Source organism: Arthrobacter silvisoli (assembly GCF_003369445.1).
GTDB lineage: Bacteria > Actinomycetota > Actinomycetes > Actinomycetales > Micrococcaceae > Arthrobacter > Arthrobacter silvisoli.
In genome coordinates this window covers 53025-69397 of the sequence record NZ_QRCU01000016.1, presented here as the reverse complement: position 1 = coordinate 69397, position 16373 = coordinate 53025, and the positions used below count along the sequence as shown (strand labels likewise).

At 61.9% G+C, this 16373-nt stretch carries 14 protein-coding genes and 2 pseudogenes; 2 read left to right on the top strand and 14 right to left on the bottom strand.

All coding sequences use genetic code 11. From position 1 onward, the window contains the following. Positions 1–182: 182 nt before the first annotated feature. The 9 genes from DWV11_RS03280 to DWV11_RS03240 form a co-directional block, all read right to left on the bottom strand. Positions 183–482: an SHOCT domain-containing protein gene (locus DWV11_RS03280; RefSeq protein ID WP_115787463.1), complete on the bottom strand. Its 300-nt coding sequence runs from the start codon at positions 480–482 to the stop codon at positions 183–185. A gap of 594 nt (positions 483–1076) precedes the next feature. Continuing rightward, a complete protein-coding gene (locus tag DWV11_RS03275; RefSeq protein WP_115787462.1) occupies positions 1077–1589 on the bottom strand; it encodes a single-stranded DNA-binding protein in 513 nt (170 codons plus the stop codon). A gap of 53 nt (positions 1590–1642) precedes the next feature. Next, positions 1643–2812: an ArdC-like ssDNA-binding domain-containing protein gene (locus tag DWV11_RS03270; RefSeq protein WP_168404535.1), complete on the bottom strand. Its 1170-nt coding sequence runs from the start codon at positions 2810–2812 to the stop codon at positions 1643–1645. Positions 2813–2890: 78 nt separating this feature from the next. Then, complete coding sequence (locus tag DWV11_RS03265; protein ID WP_115787460.1) at positions 2891–3400, bottom strand: hypothetical protein; 510 nt, start codon at positions 3398–3400, stop codon at positions 2891–2893. Then, the gene (locus DWV11_RS03260; RefSeq protein ID WP_168404533.1) at positions 3387–5090 is read right to left on the bottom strand and encodes a type IV secretory system conjugative DNA transfer family protein; all 1704 of its coding nucleotides are present in this window, start codon (positions 5088–5090) and stop codon (positions 3387–3389) included. The genes DWV11_RS03265 and DWV11_RS03260 overlap by 14 nt, the downstream gene beginning before the upstream one ends. 114 nt (positions 5091–5204) lie before the next feature. Beyond that, positions 5205–6662, bottom strand: coding sequence for an ATP-binding protein (locus DWV11_RS19880; protein ID WP_136017865.1), 1458 nt, complete (start codon positions 6660–6662; stop codon positions 5205–5207). Further along, positions 6659–8113, bottom strand: coding sequence for an SCO6880 family protein (locus DWV11_RS03250; protein WP_115787457.1), 1455 nt, complete (start codon positions 8111–8113; stop codon positions 6659–6661). The genes DWV11_RS19880 and DWV11_RS03250 overlap by 4 nt, the downstream gene beginning before the upstream one ends. After that, positions 8106–9479 (bottom strand): type IV secretion system protein, encoded by a 1374-nt coding sequence (locus DWV11_RS03245; protein WP_115787456.1) that lies wholly within the window; start codon positions 9477–9479, stop codon positions 8106–8108. Before DWV11_RS03245 ends, DWV11_RS03250 begins: the two co-directional genes overlap by 8 nt. A 12-nt stretch (positions 9480–9491) precedes the next feature. Then, positions 9492–9779 (bottom strand): hypothetical protein, encoded by a 288-nt coding sequence (locus DWV11_RS03240; RefSeq protein ID WP_115787455.1) that lies wholly within the window; start codon positions 9777–9779, stop codon positions 9492–9494. 182 nt (positions 9780–9961) lie between these two features. On the opposite strand from DWV11_RS03240, the gene DWV11_RS19875 reads away from it, so the two are divergent. Then, a complete protein-coding gene (locus tag DWV11_RS19875; protein WP_136017864.1) occupies positions 9962–10597 on the top strand; it encodes a GIY-YIG nuclease family protein in 636 nt (211 codons plus the stop codon). 67 nt (positions 10598–10664) lie between these two features. Continuing rightward, complete coding sequence (locus DWV11_RS03235) at positions 10665–11135, top strand: hypothetical protein (RefSeq protein WP_136017863.1); 471 nt, start codon at positions 10665–10667, stop codon at positions 11133–11135. Positions 11136–11257: 122 nt separating this feature from the next. Here the strand turns inward: DWV11_RS03235 and DWV11_RS03230 are convergent. The 5 genes and pseudogenes from DWV11_RS03230 to DWV11_RS03215 form a co-directional block, all read right to left on the bottom strand. Continuing rightward, positions 11258–11503 (bottom strand): annotated as a pseudogene (locus DWV11_RS03230) (integrase core domain-containing protein); the annotation flags it as partial. 19 nt (positions 11504–11522) lie between these two features. Then, positions 11523–11846, bottom strand: a pseudogene (locus tag DWV11_RS20550) (CFI-box-CTERM domain-containing protein); the annotation flags it as partial. Between the two features lie 292 nt (positions 11847–12138). Next, positions 12139–13334 (bottom strand): IS3 family transposase gene (locus tag DWV11_RS03225; RefSeq protein WP_245953412.1). Its coding sequence is split into 2 segments (ribosomal slippage): positions 12139–13061 and positions 13061–13334, totalling 1197 coding nucleotides; the frame shifts between segments, so codons are not numbered across the junction. 171 nt (positions 13335–13505) lie between these two features. Continuing rightward, the gene (locus DWV11_RS03220) at positions 13506–14246 is read right to left on the bottom strand and encodes a hypothetical protein (RefSeq protein ID WP_115787453.1); all 741 of its coding nucleotides are present in this window, start codon (positions 14244–14246) and stop codon (positions 13506–13508) included. 439 nt (positions 14247–14685) lie between these two features. Next, positions 14686–15801 carry a C40 family peptidase gene (locus DWV11_RS03215; RefSeq protein ID WP_115787452.1) on the bottom strand — a complete coding sequence of 372 codons (1116 nt, stop codon included), beginning with the start codon at positions 15799–15801 and terminating at the stop codon, positions 14686–14688. Between the last annotated feature and the right edge of the window lie 572 nt (positions 15802–16373).

The window sequence follows — 16373 nt, the reverse complement described above, 5'->3', positions numbered from 1 at the left end:
TCGGTGCTCCCCAAATATGCGTTGATAGCTCTACTGCAGACCAGCCTGCTGCATCAATAGCTTAGTTCGGGATGCCGCGGCGTGCAGTTCACGACTCGCGCTGTGGGACAGCGCCGGGCTTGCCGACCTGAGGGGGTAATGCCGGCCGGAAGGTCGGCCGGCATTACCTGCGTGCCGTCCGCCTAATTGCGACGCAACAGTTCCTGCCGCTTCCACTCGAACTCTTCTGGCGTCACAAGGCCTTTGTCTCTGAGACGCGCTAGGTCCTCAATTTGCGCTGCGATCGTTGGGACCGCCGGGGTAGTTGCCCGATTTGCTTGACCTGCACGAATGACCGCCATGATGATGACACTGCCTAGCACCACAACGACCCCCAGCAGGATGAGGGTCCAGGTCAACGTGGTGGCATCGGCAATGTTCGCCCGACAGTCGGCCGCGTATTCCGTGCCGCGCAGGCCACTGTCTTGGGCCATCGCGTCCATGTAATCGGCAACGTTGCTCTTCCTGAAGGGGGCGCCGCAGTAGGACCCCACGTTGGAAAAGCCACGAAGCAGACCGAAAAGGATAAGTAGGGCTCCGCCTGCTACACCCCAGTACCACCCGGCTCCAGGTTTCGATATGCGACGGCCCTTGACCGGAATTGATTCAAACGGGGCCTTTGGTCCCGGATGTCCGGGCTGCAAGGGCGTAATGGTTCTCTGGATTTCAGGGGCCAACGCGTAACCATCAACCACTGGCCCCCAAGCGCTGCCGTTGAAGAAAGCGACTGCCCCCGGATTTTGGACGTGGGCGTACCACCCTTGCTGCATATTGCCCCCATGGCTTAGAGCGGGAGCGCATACCCAGCATGGTGCTGGCCGGACCCGCCGGATCGTCAAACAGAATACAACTCCGCGCAGGCCCAGGTTGTGAACTTGAAGCGCTGCCGAGATGATCTAGGACTTGATCCTCAGCAGCGTCTGCATCCGGCTTCTCCCGAAAGTGCTGTCGGCGCCGGCGCCTGTGTCCAAGTTGGCCTATATCCAATGGGGCCCGACCCGACTCCTGTCCTGTTGCGGGAGGGAGATGCGCCGTTCTCAGTACCCCATTTCATTCCCCGCGGCCGCTCCGAAAGGGGGCGCCACCACTGGGCCCTTCGTAGCGATGCTGTACGCGGGCGCGGTGGTCTCCGTGGCAGCCGACACTTCCGGTCCAGCCTGAACCTCAGCGTCCGGCCCTGTGGCCGCCACGTGCGACGACCGCTGGTAAACGGCTGTCCCGAAACGGAGATCCGGTCCGATCGTGTCAGCGACGATCCGGCGGGCCTCGCGCCGTTCACCGTCCTTCTCGTAGGAGCGGAACTCCAGCTCGCCTGAAACTGTTACAGCGTCGCCCCTCTTAAGCGACGTTGCAGCGTTCTCGGCGAGCGCGCGGAATGCCGAGACATTGTGGAAGACGGGTTCACCGTCCTGCCACGTTCCATCCGCTCCCTGGATTCGTTGATTGACGGCGACGCGCAGTTTCGCGTGCGCCACGCCGGACTCGCCAATAGTGAGCTCGGGTGCAGCAACGAGGTTGCCGGCGATGCTGACCGGGATTTTGGTGCTCATTGTTTTTCCTTTCAGATGCCAGCGAGCCTCTCCCGCCGAACAGATAGTTGAAGCTAAACGCCGGGGCCGGCGATCGTTGGTCCATCGACCGACGGTGCAGGCAGTCCCTTATCGACGTATGACACAGCTTGTTCTGGATGCGGATCGGCCTCGGCTGCGGGAACTTTGCCTCCGAACCCTGGTGGACGAGTGAGTTCGAGGATTCCCTTGGTTGCTGCCGTCACTCTTCCAAGGACTGACTTTGCAATGTCCACGCGCGTTACCGGCAGCTTGTTACCCGCACTCTGTGCCGACGCTCCGTTCTCCGTTTCGATAACGGCGTCCGCCCAGCCGGCCAGATACGAAGCGGACTGAGGCCCACGGTCAATCCCGTGCGCCCGCAGGACTGTATAGGCAACCGACTCCGCCTCGACCTCAGCCAGCCCCCGGTGATCCGCGCTGCTGCCGTAAAGCCTCCCGACGGCGTCGTCCGGGCCGTGCAGCAGCACATGTCCGAGCTCGTGGGCGAGCACGGCGGTGCGTTCCTCAGGGTTCAACCAGGCGCCCACTTGGACAAGGTGCTTTGCGAAGTCCGTGTAACCACTGGTGAGCCCGTACTGGGCATGGTCTACGCGGACTTCGAAGCCGTGCTCCCGTGCAACTCCCTCGAGAGATTCGAACAGAACCGAGCCAGCAGCCCCGGGCCCGGATTGGTTCTTTGGTACCAGCAGCGGTGTCCCTTGTGTTTGCGAGACGTCGAAGACCGCTTGCCCCCGCCACCCCGTGATGACCGTCTTTTTTCCGTTATCCACTGCGCCTTGCGGAAGCTTGCCGCCGACGCGGGTCCTCTGCCGTGTCCCATCCGGCAGCATGAACTCCTGCATCCGGGCCGTGCGCGGAGCGATCACCCAGAGCGCGTGTTCGCCCTTCAGCACTGCTCGTCCGTGGCGCTCCCATTCTCTGAAACCGGCCACAAGTGTGGGTTCCTCGGTACCCCGCTGTGCCATCTGCATCATCAGTAGGGCAACGTTGCCACCGGAGTACCTCCACAAGGTGGCCGAAGCGTCCAGAAGCACCTGCCAGTGCGATGGCGACTCAACGGCCTTTTCGAGGATCGCGTGAAGGCCATCTGTCAGGGCCGTGATGCGTTCCTCCGGGGAAAGCCGTGGCGTTCCGATCTCGGCCAGGCCGGACACAGGAACTCGGCGCTCTAAAGACGAAGCGCCCTCACCTCTGGGAGCCACGACGGCCACCTCCATGCCTCTTGGGATCCGCAGACGCGGATATCTGTTCATGTCCTCAGGTGAACGGACAGCATGACTTCAGGACTCAGCCCCGAACTGGTGATGGGTGTTCCGCCATTCCTGGAACTCCGGGGCATCAACGGGAAGGATTCGAGGGACGGGTTCCTTGTGCGTTTGCAAGCCGACACAGCCCACCGTCCGGGTAAGGATCCGCAAGCGCTCGACGGCGTGCGGCAGCCTTTCGTGAAAGGCGAGCGGCCCGAAACCGGAATCGTCAGCGGAAAACGACGCCTTCTCCGCCTGCTGAAGGGCGTAGAGCTCGGCCACGATCTCGGAGTGACGCCACCAGCAGTCCGGGACCACCGACGTCGTGAGCTGGTACGTGGCGACAAACCACCTCACCCATGTCGCCAGGGAGGTCCAGACCCTTTCCGCCTGTGTCGTCGTCAACTCTCGCCAGCGCAGTGTCCCTCCGGAGGCCCGTCCAGGTGGCCGGAACGCGGCGCGGAAAAGCTCGGCAGTCAGTTCGTCGTCATCGGTCCCGGCTGAGGGTATTTCAAAGCGCTCAAGGTCATCACGGCTGTCCATCGTTTGCCCCTTCGGCGATTTGCTGTCGAACCCGATGGCCTGCCGCCAAGACTTGCTCGAGTTCGGCCTTGGATCGGCCGAGTTCCGCGGCGTCCTTGCGCCTATGCCATTCACGCAGGTCCAAGAGGATGGGGCGCGTCCGCCGGCCCAGCATGAGCGCTGTGCCCGCCGGTAACCGTCTGATCTCATGGAGTGGTAAGACTGGGCTCTCCCTGATCTGTTCGCCGTCCTGGCGGCCTTGTGCGGACCATGAGCGGGTGTTCAGCGTCAGGCTTCGCTCCCCCAGTAGACCGGCGAGCGAGCGGAGATCGCGTTCGTCGGAGCCCCCGCCGAAGATCACTTTGATGATGGCTGAATCCCAGATGGTTGCGGCCTCATCGATGGACCAGCCCGTCCTCGCTTGAGAGAGTGACTGCAGGACCACAAGGGTGGAAATGCCGATGCCTCCACCGTCAGAGAGTGCAATGGGCAGGCCCGGCCATGGAGCCAGGTTGGCAATCTCGTCCAGGATCAGCGACAAGGGCGGATCCAGTCTTCCTCCGGGCGCGACGAAGGCCATTTCCCGGGCGGCGTTGTCGATATCGTCAATAAGCGCCGAAAGATACGGTCCCGCCGCAGCAGCACCGGCCCGGGTGCCGATCAGATACAGCGTGCCGCGGTCACGGATGAACGTCTTGGGGTCAAATTCCTCTGATTCATCCCGGGGATCCAAGGCGGCCAACACCTTCGGCGATGACAACGGCGCCACGGCAGCCGAAACACCGATCCAGGAATTGGACGTGTTCCGGGGGTCGTCCTCCAGGATTCCCATCAGGTCGGCCTGCCAGCCCAGCGCAGCTTCGGGCCCGCTGAGCACCTCCATTGCCTCGCGCGCCAAAACAGGGCTCGACGACCATCGACGGAACGCCCGGACGCCTTCCCCGGATAGGGCAGCGGCGTGCAGGAGGCATTGCAGGATAATCAGCGAGCGCTTCTGCCACGCAGCATTCTCACCTTTCATCTCGGTATCCGCTGTGATGACCAGCGCACGACGGTTGGCCACGTCCGGATCCTGGCAACCCCGCACCGGTGACCAGCGAAGCGTCGAAGGCAGCCCGGACATGCCTTGCGGATCGAAAACGGTCACCGGCCTGCCGCCACCAGCACGCGCATTCATCGTGACCACCAAGTTGTCAGCTCGTGTGGAGGTCGTGACAACGGCACCGGGCGCATCGAGAATCGCATTGATCACCACATAGAGCCCTTTGCCTGAGCGCGGCGCTCCCTGGATTACCATCGACTCCTCGGTCGAGACGTGGATGGTCACGCCGCGGGAGCGGCCCAAAGTCCACGCGACGTCCTGGATCCGGGGTTTGGCCAGACCCGGGCGGGTGAATTTGCCTCGCCGTCGGACCGCCTTGGCTCCGAAATCCTGCAGGATCTCGGCCCGTTTGGCGACGCCTTCGCGGTTCAGGATGTCCTGGCGGAGCCACGCGCCGGACTGTTTCCACCTCCGCCAAAGCACCAGCGCCCCGACGGCGAGCGCGGCCATCAAGGACAGCGCCGGGCCGAGCAGCCACCAGACATCGACTGTCCCGACACTGCACCCTTGAGGCAGCCGGGCGATCCAATCGATCCTGCCGGCAAAGAGCCCGACGGCGGCGGCCGGGTTGAACGGCGACGGCGGACTGCCGCCGCAGCGCCAGACCATCAGAACATGTGCCGAAGCCTGTGCCAGGAGGCACAGGCTAACGTAACCGGAGGCCGCAATGAGTCCAGCTGTAACCAAGGGGGTGTTGTCTCCCCGTCTCGAGTTCATAGGAGTTCAGACCATCCGCTCATCCGTCCCGAAGACTTCCAATTCGTCCGTGGTGACCCGGTTGGCCACGATGAAGGAGCGGTTGCCGACTTTCCAGAGCCCGACGCCTTTGGGCAGATTCTCCACGTGCTCGCATTCTGCTTCGGACAGCCCGAGTGCTTCCTTAGTGAGGCGCATGGCATCGTGCTTTTGCCGGTAGATAATCCTGGTGTCCGCCTCGGTAAGGAGGCCAAGTGCCTTCTGGCGATGTCCGCTGCTGCTGTCGCCGATCTCATTGAGATCGGCCACCTTGTGCATGATGAGCAGGTTCGCGATTCCATATGTGCGGGCCAGGCGCCATTGCTCGCTCATTTTGGCGAGCATGTACGGGTCGGCGAGCATCCGCCAGCCTTCGTCGTACACCACCAGCCGCTTGCCGCCGTCGGGGTTCGTGACAGCAGCTTCCAGCCAGGTGGCGCCACATGCGGCTGCAAGAGAAAGGGCCTGCTCCGAAGCGCCGATGAGGGCCGAGGTGTCCATCACCATCATGGGCGCGTCGGCGTCGAAGGCGACTGTGGAGGGAGCGTCGAACATGCCTTCCAGATCCCCTGAGACGGTGCGTCGAAGGGAGTGGCTGACGGCCAAGCCGCCGTCCTTGCCGACCAGCCCGATGGTTTCCTTGGACGGGTTCAGCAGGTGGTCCAGGACCATCGGAAGCGTGGGATTCGAGTTTTCTGCCACGGTTTCCATCAGGGCCATATCCAGGGCGGTGTGTTCGACCGGCCGCAGAGGCATGCCTTGCCGCATGAGGGACACCAAGGCAACCAATAGATAGCGACGGCGTTGACGCACCACGGCTTGCCACTGCGCCTCGCTCAAGGCGCTGGATCGTGGCCCGGCGTCGAGTGGATTGACGCGGGCAGCCCGACCGGGGCCAACTGAAATGACCTTGCCGCCCACGGCATTGGCGACTGCGACCCACTCCCCCTTGGGATCAGATGCGACAGCAGCTTTCCGGCCCAGCGTGATCGACCGCGCGACCAAGGACTTTCCGCACATCGATTTCCCAGTCCCGACTGTGCCGATGACGACTATCGAAGGGCCGCTGATGACGCCTTTGTCATAGAGAATCCACGGATCGTAGGAGAACGCCCCAGATCCAAACACGTCAGTGCCGATATACGTTCCCTCGTGTCCAAGCCCCGATTCAGTGATGAACGGATAGGCGGCCGCGAACGTCAGGGTCGAGGCGCGGTGCGGTGCAGGGCGCAAACGGTGCGGACCGCGTAAGGAGTTGGGTTCTTTGCTCCCCCAGTCCCCACTCGGCTCTGAGCCTTCAAGCCCTGTACCGAGAAACCCGCCGACCCGGCGAAAAGCCGCACCCCAAGGGTGGATCTGCACGGGCACCCCATGCCGCCGTCGCGCCTTCAGTTCATCCCGGCCGCCATTCGGAACATATTGAACCATCTGGCTTACCCGCGTCATCGCAGCCCCCTCCCGAACGGCAGCGCACCGGCGACAAACGCCGCCCATTGCTGGCCGGCCAGGAGACGCAGTTCGACGAATGCACCTGAGGCCGCCGATTCAAGTTCCTGTCGATGCCTCGCCAATTCATCAGCTGTTCCGGCAGTGATGGTCACATAAGCGGCCGGTCTTACATCTCCGTGGCCGGCGACAATCTCTTCCTCGCGCTGGGCGACTTCCTCTTCTTCGGCCTTTTGCTCGCGGGTCAATGGCCGGTCGAAGCGCGCGTTGATCCGGCGCCTGGTTTCGTGCGCTTCGTGGGCTGAGCGGATGTCCCGAAGTGCCTCGCTCGTCGGGACCGCCCGGATCACCTCGGTCACGGTGTGGCGAAAATCCCCCACATAGATCAACGGATGTAGGAATCCTGGAAAGACCTTCTGTCGCGGCCATTCTGCGATCCAAAAGGTTTGATGGAATCCGGAGTCTGTTCGTAGGTAGCTCCAGTGTTCCTCGACAGCCATGGGCCCCTGGAAGTTTGCCTCCCTGTCGTCCGCTGGCTGTCTGGCAACGGCAGCCGGATCAAAGGCGCCCAGTACAACATCGAGAAGGCCGGCTTCCGGCAGCCATTCCTCTACCTTGACACCGTGCGTCCCCAAGGCGGTCCTGATGGCGTCGACCTCCAGGCGGAGCACATATTCGATACCGGCCAAGCCCCCGCCGGACTCCCTGATCCTTCGCCGAGCTTTGACGGTATCCACCACGAGGGCGATCAGAAGATCATGGCTCATTGTGGAGCCTGCGGCCGAAATCAGATCCTCATACGCACGCTGCCCCCAGCTCAGCCTGTTGGCGTCGCCTTGTTGCGGGACCGCTTGTTCATAGAAGTCGCGCAATGCCGTGGACGGATACGGGACGGTGTAGTCCTGAACGGAGATTCTTGCGATGCTCATCCGCTGCGCCAAGCCCGCCTGCACCCGGGACCAAGCTTGCACGGCCCAAGCTTTGTCATCGGCATCCAAGAGCGCGAAAGACCTGGTGCTGCAGCGCAGAACCGCAATGGCTTCCCTCCCGCGGGCATCAAGGATGAACGACTCCCCGGATGCGGTCCGGCGAAGTTCCAGGTTGCCTAGTCCGCCAGGAAGAGTCAGCCTCCCCGCCAGGGCAGCCCGCTCGGGTCTGACCAGATACCGTGTCTGGCTGGTTATCGCGCGGTGGAAGAACAGCGCCGCGTGGCCAAGCCAAACCGGATAAGGGATCCGTGAGTACTGAAGCAGCCCGAGCAGCATCAGTGTGAGCCACAGTGGTCCGGAAGCAAACAGGCCGATCGGTCCCCCAGCGGCGGACGCCACGCCCGCTATCACGACCCCGGCTGCAAGCAATAGCAACTGGTACCACTTGAGGCCCAAGAACAGGCCCCTACGCTCGTAACGCGGGAACTTGACGGGTTCGAGTGCCCGGGTGCTCTCAGTCATGGGAACCTCCACTAACCGGCGGATGGACGACGACGCGCTGTCGGTCGTTCGGCGGTGGCACAATCGGTGGCCGTGCCTGCGCCGGCGGAGACTGCGGGCGCGGGGTCAGGCTAGAGGCTTTGCCACTCTTTGCGGTTCTGGATGTATCCGGAACCGGCGGCGGGCTGTCTGCCTCACGCACCCGAGGCGAACTTGGACCAGATAGTGAGCCACCGGCGTCGAGCATCAACGTTGAGCCGCCTCCAGGTCCGCGCGGCGGTGCCGTCACTGCGGTTCCGGGCAGCGGAGCTCTAGGCGACAGCGCGCGGGTTGGAAACTGGGGACGGCTCGACTGAATGGGACGTGTGATCGATTGGCGGCCAGCCAAGCCGGCGAGCGTGAACCTGCCGCTGAGATGCCGGCTGATCTGCCGTGCAGTGATGCTGGAACCGCGCGAAAGAACGTGGCCGCCACCGGCTGTTTGTGCGGCCGCCGCAAGCTCGCCTCCGGCGAAGCTCACCAGCCGCAGGGCCATGAGCGGCGCTCCGCACGCAAGCGCCATCCCAACGACGCCGCCAGCCAGGCCCGCGAAAGACTTCGATTCGGCGAAGAGCTTGATCGCCACCGCCAGAACCGTTGCCGCGAGCGGTTTGGCTAACAGCAGGGCGACGACGATTTCACTCCAACGCCGCGCCCAGGACTTGGTCTGTTCCCAGGGCATGAGCATGAGGGCAACCGGGGCGACTGCGGCGAGCACGATCAGCGCGAACGATCGGAAGATCATCGAACACATCAGAATGAAGGCCAAGATCCAGACCACGATGGTTGCCATCGCGGTGACGATGACCGCGCCGACGGCACCGCTGCTCGTGCCCGGCGACAGCGAGACGACGTTCCATTCTCTACCTGAGCCCACCGGTGCCCTCTCGAAGCCAAAGAGCCGCATAAACACGATGTATGGGTCGGTCCCGAGGGAGCTGAGAATCGCCGTCGACGCCGAGTCGCCGACTCTGGTGAGCTGCCGAACAAGGTAGACGGCAGCAGCGACCATCGGAATGGCGGCAGCGCCCCCGATCAGGGCTCGGCCTATGCGGCGGGGCTGCTGGCTGATCAGCCCGGACAGGAGTTGGAGGATCATGACGACGACGAGCGGCGTCATCATGACGATGACCCACCAATTCGTCAGTCCTGTCACTGCGGTCCACTGGGAGTCGTCAACATCCGAGACACTGAAGGCGCCTGTTATGAATGACCAGATCCACGACGCGACGTTCTGGAGAATGTTCGCAAAGAGCGTGGTGATGGATCCTTGGACGCCATCGTTGGCTTGGGAGACAAGACCGCATCCGGGCGGCCACCATCCGTTCAGGTCACACTCAACCGGCATGACTGGTCCAGGCTAGAAGCCGAGCGGGAATGCCGTCTGAGACCAAAGGATGTATCCGTTGATCCCACCAAGGATTGCGGCCACAGGCCCGGTCCAGAGCAGGATCATCCCCCCACCGGAAGCCAGCCTCGAAGACTGGCTCAGCTTGCCGGTCAGGAGCATCGCCGCCCCTATGATGGCCACGATCGCGATCACGACGAAGGCGCCCACAAGGATGCCTCCGCCGATCTGCTTCAGCGACTCAAGAAAAGGGAAATCTGCATTCGGGGTAATTCCAGGATCCACAGCTGCCAGCAACATCGCATGCTCCGTCCGTCGTCTATTGGGCTCACGACTTCATGAAGGAGGCAAGGTGCAGCGACATGACCGGAATGTCCGTCAGTTGCGATTACCGTTTCATCCTGGGCGAACGTGGCACCAAACACCGGCGCTGCAGAGGGGGCGGGCGGGCCAACGAGGCCGTTCGAGAGTATCGTGTATCCATGAGCCAGATTGATGGCGACTTATTAGCAGCGGTGATTCGTTCTCTTTCCGGAAGCGGCGAGCCCATTGCGACAGCAATCACCTCTATACCGAACAAGCCCGGCCTGTATGCCGTTCACGCCGCAGCAGAAGGGTGGGCGATGCTGGGGCTGGCCCGGCGTCCCCCCGACGTGCCGTTGTACGTCGGAAAGGCTGAAGATAGTTTGATCGCCCGAGACCTCAAGACGCATTTCGCCGTGGATCCGGAACGTGCACCAAGAACTGGGTCCTCCACCTTACGGCGATCTTTCGCCGCGCTCCTTCATGAACAACTCAACCTTCGAGGTGTGCCCCGGAACCGAGAAAAACCTGGATACTTCTCCAATTTTGGGCTTGAGGAGGAAGGAGACCGTCGGCTAACTGCCTGGATGCAGAGTAATCTGACGCTTGCCATCTGGCCAAAACCTCCGGACCTGCAACGGAGCCTGGGAGACATTGAGAAGGCTGTGCTCAATCACTGGGACCCTCCAATCAATCTACAGAATTCGCCAACGAAGCTGCCTCGCCTCGTCGCCGCCCGAGCACTCATGGCAGACCAGGCCCGGTCCTGGAGATTGCCCGGAGGTCTATCCTCAGCAGGGGCGACCTGGCCTTAGCACACAGGTTTCATCACGGCCAGAAGGAGACTGGAACCTACAAGCTTTCCGCCAACGGGGGGACTCAATGTTGCGACCCATTTTCACAATTGCAATTGCCGCATTGATTTTCGCAGGAATCGTCGGTTGCGATTCCTCAAATTCACAACAGCAGGTGGAAACAAAAACAACAGCTCAGGTTGCAAGTGCAGTTTCCCGAACAAAATCGCAAATGGAAAGCGAAATGGGAACATTGGCCATGGGCTACTGCGCAACCCTCATCGAAAGCCGCCCGGAAAGCGAGGGCGGGCGCATCTGCCAGGACGCCATCGATGCCATCGATGCCATGGGACGAATAGCCGAACGCATGAAGGCCGACCTCGAAGAGGTGCGGCCATGGTCGCCGGAAGTGGCAGATCTGGCCGGCTCGACGACGGCGAACCTGGACGCAGTAGCGGCCGCTGCAGCCGACAAAACCGGCCAGCGTGGAGCGCGCGCAACGAAGGCCGCCGTCGAGCTCAAGGATGACCTCAACGCTTGGTCGGCCTACCTGAAATAAGCCTCACTGCAAAAGTCTTTTCGAGCAAAACCCCTACTTCAACTCTCGGAAGGAGAAAGTTACTCCGGGACGACTGGCGGACGGCCTCGAGGGTGGTTGGGCCCCCGTTAGCAGTCCAGCGTCTATGCGATAGCTAATTGGTTTTCTTGCGTCCAGGTTTCCCAGTACTGGTTGGGCATCATGCCGTCCAGGGATCCGTGGGGCCGTTCATGATTGTAGATAGCTTTCCATTCGTCGGCCAAATACTTTGCTTCGGCCATGGTTTCCATGATTTCTTCGGTGAGTTGTTCCCTTCTGAATTGGGCGTTGAAGGCTTTCCCGGTCCTTTTCGGCCCGATCTCTGTCAATGAGACCCCGATCGTCCAGCAGTTTGGCAAGTCTGTCGAGGAGCCGTCGAGCCAGTCGATTCAATACCGTGCGGCCCGCGAAGTACCTCGCCAGAGGTGGACTTACGGCGTAGTAGCTTCGTATGAAAGCGCGCCCGAACACATGCCTGGCCAGGCGCTCGTCCCGGAAACGGCGAAACACAAGGACGGGTTCTGCATCGTAGGACCCGTACACAGCGGTCGCGATATAGCAGCCACTCTTATTCGATGTATTCCCATTCGATGGAACCCCACTCGGTGGATACGGAAACCCACTCGGTGGATACGGCAGCTCTTGCGCCGCGCGGGCGGTGCGGACGTGGTCGGCGGGGTCGGACGATATCATCACCCGCCTCGCAAGAGCAAACTCCCATGCCCAGCCGAGTTGTGCGGCAACCTCGACCATCTTGGACGCGAGAACGTTGCTGTGCGAACCGGCCCATGGGCCTTCCGACATCACTCTGAGAAAAATGTCGCGCCAAAGCGCCCTGTCGGGGGCCGGCGTCAAATAGAAATAGTCCTCGATGGCCTTGCATCCGTTGACCATGGCCGCGCCGAGATCACGATAGCTCGCCATGGTGCCCGCCGTGGTGTCGACCGCCATGGCCTGGTCGATGGTGGTGACCAAATGCGAACGGCTATCGGTGCTCAAATTTCCCCCTTCTACGACTGGTTGGGCCCCCGTTAGCAGCCCAGCGTCTATGCGATTCTTGCGTCCAGGTTTCCCAGTACTGGTTCGGCGTCATGCCGTCCAGGGATCCGTGAGGCCGTTCATGATTGTAGATAGCTTTCCATTCGTCGGCCAAATACTTTGCTTCGGCCATGGTTTCCATGATTTCTCCGGTGAGTTGTTCCCTTCTGAATTGGGCGTTGAAGGATTCGATGAAGCCGTTCTGCCAGGGTGATCCCGGGTCGATGAACGCTGTGTCGACACCGGCGGTGTTGCACCAGTCGATCAGTGCTGCGGCGGTGAATTCCGGCCCGTTGTCGCACCGGACGTAGGCAGGTGCTGTGCCGGTTTCGGCGATGATGTTCTCCAGCGCCGCGACCACGTCGGCGGCTTTGAACGATCTGCGTGGGATGATCGCCAGCGCGGTGCGGGTGTATTCGTCGATGACGTTGAAGAACCGGATGTGCCGGCCGCAGGAGGTCACGTCGGACTGGAAGTCGAAGCTGACCACGTGCATCGGATATTCGGCTGTGAGGCGTTTCTGTTCCCCGGCGCCGGGCCCGGTCCGGCGCTTCTTCCGCGCCCTGGGTTTGCAGGTCAGCCCTTCGTCGCGCCAGAGCCGGCGGATCCGCTTCCTGTTCAGCGCCACACCGTCCCAGGCCGGCTGGGCCAGCAGGTGCCAGCGGGCCTTCCGCCAGCCCCACGCCGGGTGCTTGACGGCCACGGCCCGTAGCTCTGCCCGGAGCTGCATCTGTTCGAAGCCCATGTCGGGCTTCTTCTTGCGGAACGCTGACCGGTTCTGCCCTAGGAGAGCGCAGGCGAAGCGTTCGGATGCCCCGAATTTCTCCACGGCCATGCGCACGGCACGGCGGCGGGGTTCGGGGCTCAGAATTTTCCCTTGGCCACCTCGTTGAGGATGTCGATGGCGAGTTCCTTCTCCGCCAGCAGGCGCTTGAGCCGGGCGTTCTCCTTCTCCAGCTCCCTGGTCCGTTTGGACGCCTCGGCGTTCTTCTCGGACCCGTACTGGTTCAGCCAGCGATACCAGGTCGCCTCGGTGACCTGAAGCTCCTTGATGACCTCGACCATAGGGCGTCCGTCATTGAGCACCTTCTGGCCCTGCCGGACTTTAGCGATGACCTGCTCGGGGGTGTGTCTGCGTGCCATGATTCGTGAAATTCTTCCTGTGTCCATTCTCGGACACGAAACTCACACAGACACTGGACTTCTATCCGGGGACCCAACTAAGGGGTCTGGCATCGACCAAGGCGGAGTTGGCGGGACCGTGAAAGCCACCGGCGGGAAGCCCGGCGAGACGCAAGAATGTTGGGGCTGACCCTACACATCGCCCTCAGTCAGCGTTCGCGGATTCGCGGCCTCAGCCACTTTCAACGGCACATTCATTCGCACCCGACGCGCGCCGAAGATCCTCACGAGTTCTCCAATCGCGCCGTCCTCACTCAAGGAATCGCCGGAAGCCAGAAGCATCTTCACTCTCTCCACAAACTGTTGCGCTGTAAGACTTCCGAGCTCGTTCTGCAGCTCAAGGAATGCAGCGTCGCCGTCTTCCACGCGAGCATTGGCGAGAGTTCTCCACTGGTCCTCGCTAAGCGCACCAGCAAGAACCATTACGCGGAACCGCTCCTGCCATTCCGCGCTCGTCATCGTGATGGCAGGATCAGCCAGTTCAACCTCCGCACTAGAAGCGGCCGGCTCAAGCCCCTCCACGTTGGCAAGCTCAGTCGCTTTTGCTTGGCTAGCCGTCCCTTCCTTCTTTCCAGTGAGGAGCTTCCATTTCGACGCCGCCCAGGCCTTGATCTCCGCGCGGTTGGCGATGACAACCCCAAAACTGATGCCGGCAAGAATGCCAACGACGAGCCGAACTACCTCTGGAGAGAGGCCAGAGGATCCGTCGTCCGTGGTGTCCTCTTGGTCTTTCCCCTCAGGGATGAACGGTGCATTGCCTTCGAGGTTTCCCTCGGCGTCATAGAGGTTAGTGCTATACGCGCCGTCGACGAGCCTAGACTGACCTGGACGCAGGCCATCCGGAACTTCAATATGGCCATAGATCTCTACCACTAGCTGCCTTCATCTCGCTTATGCGTGCTCGTGCACGCGGTCCGCCCCATCAGGACCCATGGCAGAAGTGTACTTGCAGCGCCCGACGCTTTCGCTCCAGGAGTTGGGTCTTGACACCGTGTTCCAAGACCGTGGTCAAGGCCCGTTAGTGGAACCGACAGCTCAATCCCTGGAGCAAAGCTCAAGTCAAGTACGTCCAAGGCCGATCGAATCGCTTCTTAAACCAATCGCCTGGAGGTCCACCGCCAGCCCGCAAGCCCTCCAGTCAGGTCTGAGGAAGAGCGATGCAATCGCATGTGGCTGCTTGCCACGACGAACCTCCCCTCCGCGGGCCTGAGGGCTCCTTGAATGATCATCGTTCGATGGTTGGGGGCGCTGCGATCAGGCGAACGACGAGTATCGCCATCTAGACCGGAACAGGCACGGCCTCGAACGCTGGTCAGATTAGTAGATTGAAGTAGGCGGTGTCCGAATTCCATGTAATCGGATGCACCAGTGTCCCCACAACAGGATTGAGAGCGCTGTACATCATGCCGTCGCCGGCGTAGATGCCGACGTGCCCCCAATGATTCGGGCCATCCGCGTTTTGCACAACCAAATCCCCCGGCAGCGGCTTGTCGGTTCGCTTACCTACAGCCCATTGCTCAGTCCTTGGCAGGTTGATTCCGACCTGCCGGTAGATCCATTGAACGTAACCTGAGCAGTCCCATGCCTTAAACGCGGTTCCACCCCAGATATACGTCCCGCCGACTCCCCCCTGGGCAAACCGCAGGATATCTCTGCGGATCTGACTGAGATTCGCCGTATCGGCCGGACGCCCGGAACCATCCTCGGCAACAGGACACTCAGCCAGCGCCACGCCGCCGTCGAGAGCGTCAACGATCGCAGCAGCTTGAAGTTCCCATCGCTCGTATAGCTCAGGAAACGCCGACACCTGGACGGCCTGCGCTGCTTGCCCCTTGCTCATTGTCTGCCAACCTTGAATATCCAACAGCCCCGGTGGGCTGCCATGGTTGGGACTAGCCGGTCCACCATAAAAGGCCTGCACGTTGTAAGCGGGATCCATCAGCTGTGCCACGCTCCCCCAGCCTGCCGCCGGGCGTTGTTGGGCAGTACCAAGGGAGTCATGGTCACTTCCAACACCGTCATGCGGGTAGCTGAGCGAGGCAGGCACATTCACATTGGCCAGGACGCGGAGGCTGGATTCCTGCAGCGCCATCATGATTGCGATGATCTGTCCCTCCCGCGGAACGCCCAGTTGTCTGCCGATCGACACGTAGTCCCTTGCGACGGCCATCTGCCGTGCTGTGAAGGTCGCCAACGTCTCGTCACGGGTGCGCACGCTCACGGCTGCGGCCCCGTGGCCGGCCGCCGCGCCTCCCGCGCTATCCGGCGAACAAACCTCCGAGAAAGTTGCAGCATTGGCCCCGAGCACGGCAATACCGGCGCAGAACGCAAAGGCACCCACAAGCGTCATAGCGGCGACAGCTGCCACGCAGGCCCGCAGAAGAACACGGCGCTTGACCAGCCCAACCACGAGCGCATGAACCGCCATCAGTAAACGATCCTGTTCGGCGTGGCATAGAAGCCCACCATGACGCATCTGTCTGCCGGGGCTGTGGCCGCTGGCGGACAGTTCATCATCACGCTGACCGGCGCGGTGTATGCGTTGCGGGAAGCCCCCGCCTGATCCACAACTCGAACAGACACGGTGCATACGTGGAGGCCTACCCATGGCGCTGGCCGCTCCCGCACCTTGGCCAGTTCGCCATCGCACTTCAAAGATTGAACCGCGGCCGAGCGATACGCCTGCTGTCCTGCGAGCGATGCGTAGCTTCCAGCGTTGATCCCTGTGGCTTCAAATTCTTGCACCAAAACCGCCAGCGGATTGGAACCATCCGGCAGGACGTGCCACCAGCTGCGAAGCCGCAAGTAGACGTCAGAGTATGACGCCGACCGAGTGTTCCAGCTGTAAATCAAGGTTGCTGCCGCGGTAGCGAGTTTGCGGAAGTCCGTGGTGGAAGGTGCGCCGGCCGGCGCCTGAACGGTCGCCGCCGTCGTTGGTTCCGTCGTCGGCGATGGGGAAGTTTGCGCCGAACTCCTGAAAGTCGGCTCCGCCGTCGGGCT

Bases quoted from the DNA above. Each gene is read 5' to 3' on its own strand.
- DWV11_RS03280 (WP_115787463.1), bottom strand. From the start codon at position 482: ATGGACGCGATGGCCCAAGACAGTGGCCTGCGCGGCACGGAATACGCG.
- DWV11_RS03275 (WP_115787462.1), bottom strand. From the start codon at position 1,589: ATGAGCACCAAAATCCCGGTCAGCATCGCCGGCAACCTCGTTGCTGCA.
- DWV11_RS03265 (WP_115787460.1), bottom strand. From the start codon at position 3,400: ATGGACAGCCGTGATGACCTTGAGCGCTTTGAAATACCCTCAGCCGGG.
- DWV11_RS03260 (WP_168404533.1), bottom strand. From the start codon at position 5,090: ATGGTCTGGCGCTGCGGCGGCAGTCCGCCGTCGCCGTTCAACCCGGCC.
- DWV11_RS19880 (WP_136017865.1), bottom strand. From the start codon at position 6,662: ATGACGCGGGTAAGCCAGATGGTTCAATATGTTCCGAATGGCGGCCGG.
- DWV11_RS03250 (WP_115787457.1), bottom strand. From the start codon at position 8,113: ATGACTGAGAGCACCCGGGCACTCGAACCCGTCAAGTTCCCGCGTTAC.
- DWV11_RS03245 (WP_115787456.1), bottom strand. From the start codon at position 9,479: ATGCCGGTTGAGTGTGACCTGAACGGATGGTGGCCGCCCGGATGCGGT.
- DWV11_RS03240 (WP_115787455.1), bottom strand. From the start codon at position 9,779: ATGTTGCTGGCAGCTGTGGATCCTGGAATTACCCCGAATGCAGATTTC.
- DWV11_RS19875 (WP_136017864.1), top strand. From the start codon at position 9,962: ATGAGCCAGATTGATGGCGACTTATTAGCAGCGGTGATTCGTTCTCTT.
- DWV11_RS03235 (WP_136017863.1), top strand. From the start codon at position 10,665: ATGTTGCGACCCATTTTCACAATTGCAATTGCCGCATTGATTTTCGCA.
- DWV11_RS03215 (WP_115787452.1), bottom strand. From the start codon at position 15,801: ATGGCGGTTCATGCGCTCGTGGTTGGGCTGGTCAAGCGCCGTGTTCTT.